The sequence below is a fragment of the Shigella sp. FC1567 genome (assembly GCF_001743015.1).
In the GTDB taxonomy this organism is placed as follows: Bacteria; Pseudomonadota; Gammaproteobacteria; order Enterobacterales; family Enterobacteriaceae; genus Escherichia; species Escherichia coli.
Map to the genome: position 1 here is coordinate 1 of NZ_MIIV01000212.1, position 2,460 is coordinate 2,460.

Genomic DNA, 2,460 nt, shown 5'->3' on the forward strand with positions numbered 1-2,460 from the left:
GTCCGGCAGTGCTTTTGCCGTTACGCACCACGCCTTCAGTAGCGGAGCAGGAAGGACATCTGATGGAAATGGAAGCCACGCAAGCACCTTAAAATCACCGTCATACACTAAATCAGTAAGTTGGCAGCATTACCAATTTTGCTAAGTTAATGCATTAATCTAAAAACGCTTTAAATCAATACATAACCATTATCTCTTGGGATTATTTACATGCGCAAAAGTTTAATGCTGTTACTTGCTTCAACATTGATTATTTCTGGATGTGCAACAAAAAAACAACTCGTTCCAACTGGTGGAAGCAAATCAGACGGCACAGTTAGGATGAGTTATTCTTACGGTATGTTTGAAAGTCCTGTTGTAGATCCACAACAAGGCATGAATGCAGCCAAAGCGCGTTGTGCCGCTTAGGGGATATTCAGGAGCCGAGCCTTTTGGTGGATTCACTTCTCAATGTTCACAACCTTCTTCATCTGGTTGTATGCAAACACTTGTGACTATCGAATATCAATGCACTGGCGATATTAAGAAGTAATAATTAGGGGCTTCCAGCCCCTTCTATAACCATTCATGGAACAGGGACAACCGAAATCACTTTAAACCCTGAAACAGCCGTTACTCCATTAGATGGAGAATTAAATCTCACAGTATCTTTTCTTACTGCATCATGAATTTCATCTTTTGTTGGTTCATGCTCTGAATGGAATAAAACCTCTTCCATTCTAATTTGATCACCGTCTCTATGCTCATAAGTAATCTTGTAGCTAACAGTCATATCAACCTCATGCAGGGGAATTGTGAGATTATTATAGACAATAGAAACCATAAAGCCCCGTTGGTGATACAGCAACAAGCGGGAGCGTAGCGACTTCATCAGATTGTCAGAAAGATCACACCTTATCAGGATAACCGTGTACCCGTTGGGAGCGTGGCTGAAACGCTGATAGAGCTTGCATATGGTTTGCAAGGACCAATATCACCATAAACCTGTTTACGCAGCCACAAGGCCGCACATCGGGCTTAAATGCGTGTGTTCAGTCTGTCGATGACATTACAATGCCAGGATGGGCTTTATCTTCACGTTGTGCTATCGCGGTGTGAGAGGTGCAACTGCCGCCAACGTTAGGTTATACTGTCATCTCACCGTGTAACTTAACGTGACAGTTACTAAGGGCGGATCACAATGGTAGAACTCCTAAGCAAATTAAATAGGTAACTGTTTAAGTTGCTGACAGAGAAGACTTTTTTAGTCTTCTCCACCTGGGGAGATTCTGGAGCGGGCGAAGGGAATCGAACCCTCGTATAGAGCTTGGGAAGCTCTCGTTCTACCATTGAACTACGCCCGCTTCGAGATGCGTAAGGCATTATAAACCTTACGCTCTCCTTAGCAAGTGCCGCGCTGCTGACTGCTGATTAATTCGCCATCAGCATTTTGGCTTGCTGCCCTGCGGCGGCAAGTAACGTAGCGGATCAATTGCCGTTGCACGGTAACGAATCTGGAAATGCAGGCGAACAGATGCCGCATCCGTGCTCCCCATAGTGGCGATTTTTTGCCCAGTCTTCACGCTTTGCCCATTATTTACCAGCATCGTGTCATTATGGGCGTAAGCCGTAATGTAATCTTCACTGTGTTTAATCATGATGAGATTACCGTAGCCACGCAGCTGGTTGCCCACATACACCACCTTTCCTGCACCCGCGGCGTAAATAGGTGTACCCCGTGGAGCTGAGATATCAATCCCTTTATTGCCGCCATCTGCTGTCGAATACGGCATGATAACTTTCCCTGTCGTTGGCCATAACCAACAACGTTGCCCTACTGGCGGCCAGGAAGATTTCGGTACCGCTGATGACGGTGTAACCGATGCGGTTTTGGTCGTTGATTTGGCGGTTGATTTACGTGTACTACTGCTACTTTTCGCCCCACCCAGTTTTAGTTTCTGACCAACTTCAATGGTGTAAGGGGGGGAAATGCCGTTCAGTCGCGCCAGTTCTTTTACGCTGGTTCCCGTGGTGCGCGAAATACGATATAGCGTATCCCCCCGTTTCACGGTGTAAACGGAGCCGGAATATGTTCCTGTATCGGATGATTTGCTACCCGAACAGCCCGCCAAAAGCAGTCCAACCGATAACAACATCACGATACCCAGAGATTTTTTATTCAGGCGTCCCGCACTCAAAATCTTTCCTCGCTTAAAAAACAAGACGCCTTATCATAGCAGCCAGCCTCTTGATACCCAATCTCTTGCTTCTGGAAAAACGTGGTAATAGAGAAAGAGGTTAATTTCATTTGGCAAAGGGAAGTATCATCAGCAAAATATTCGCTGTAGAGGTATCGAACTTCCTGACTTTTTACCCTATTTCCCATTGGATTTGCCCCTATATTTCCAGACATCTGTTATCACTTAACCCATTACAAGCCCGCTGCCGCAGATATTCCCGTGGCGAGCGATAACCCAGCGC

General features: G+C 45.9%; 5 protein-coding genes and 1 tRNA gene. 2 read left to right on the forward strand and 4 right to left on the reverse strand.

Translation table 11 applies throughout. From position 1 onward, the window contains the following. A partial coding sequence (locus tag BHE85_RS13305) for an IS1 family transposase (RefSeq protein ID WP_303395967.1) occupies window positions 1–79 on the reverse strand: 79 nt, incomplete at its 3' end. A 131-nt stretch (window positions 80–210) separates the two neighbouring features. Here BHE85_RS13305 and yecR (BHE85_RS28060) point away from each other — a divergent pair. Both yecR (BHE85_RS28060) and yecR (BHE85_RS27505) read left to right on the forward strand, forming a co-directional pair. Next, a complete protein-coding gene (gene yecR / locus BHE85_RS28060; RefSeq protein WP_194074759.1) occupies window positions 211–408 on the forward strand; it encodes a YecR family lipoprotein in 198 nt (65 codons plus the stop codon). Further along, window positions 380–532: a YecR family lipoprotein gene (gene yecR / locus BHE85_RS27505; protein WP_250543254.1), complete on the forward strand. Its 153-nt coding sequence runs from the start codon at window positions 380–382 to the stop codon at window positions 530–532. Before yecR (BHE85_RS28060) ends, yecR (BHE85_RS27505) begins: the two co-directional genes overlap by 29 nt. A 33-nt stretch (window positions 533–565) precedes the next feature. Here yecR (BHE85_RS27505) and BHE85_RS13315 read toward each other — a convergent pair whose 3' ends face one another. From BHE85_RS13315 to actS, 3 genes are all read right to left on the reverse strand, one after another. Beyond that, window positions 566–823, reverse strand: coding sequence for a hypothetical protein (locus tag BHE85_RS13315; protein ID WP_024017360.1), 258 nt, complete (start codon window positions 821–823; stop codon window positions 566–568). 446 nt (window positions 824–1,269) lie between these two features. Further along, a tRNA-Gly gene (locus tag BHE85_RS13320) sits at window positions 1,270–1,343 on the reverse strand. 78 nt (window positions 1,344–1,421) lie between these two features. Then, entirely contained in the window at window positions 1,422–2,177 is a 756-nt protein-coding gene (actS, locus tag BHE85_RS13325; protein ID WP_001379149.1) for an amidase activator ActS, read from the reverse strand. Window positions 2,178–2,460 lie beyond the last annotated feature (283 nt).

What these genes read in the sequence shown, in the direction of transcription:
- yecR (WP_250543254.1), top strand. Translation starts at nt 380, where the DNA reads ATGCAGCCAAAGCGCGTTGTGCCGCTTAGGGGATATTCAGGAGCCGAG.
- yecR (WP_194074759.1), top strand. Translation starts at nt 211, where the DNA reads ATGCGCAAAAGTTTAATGCTGTTACTTGCTTCAACATTGATTATTTCT.
- BHE85_RS13315 (WP_024017360.1), bottom strand. Translation starts at nt 823, where the DNA reads ATGGTTTCTATTGTCTATAATAATCTCACAATTCCCCTGCATGAGGTT.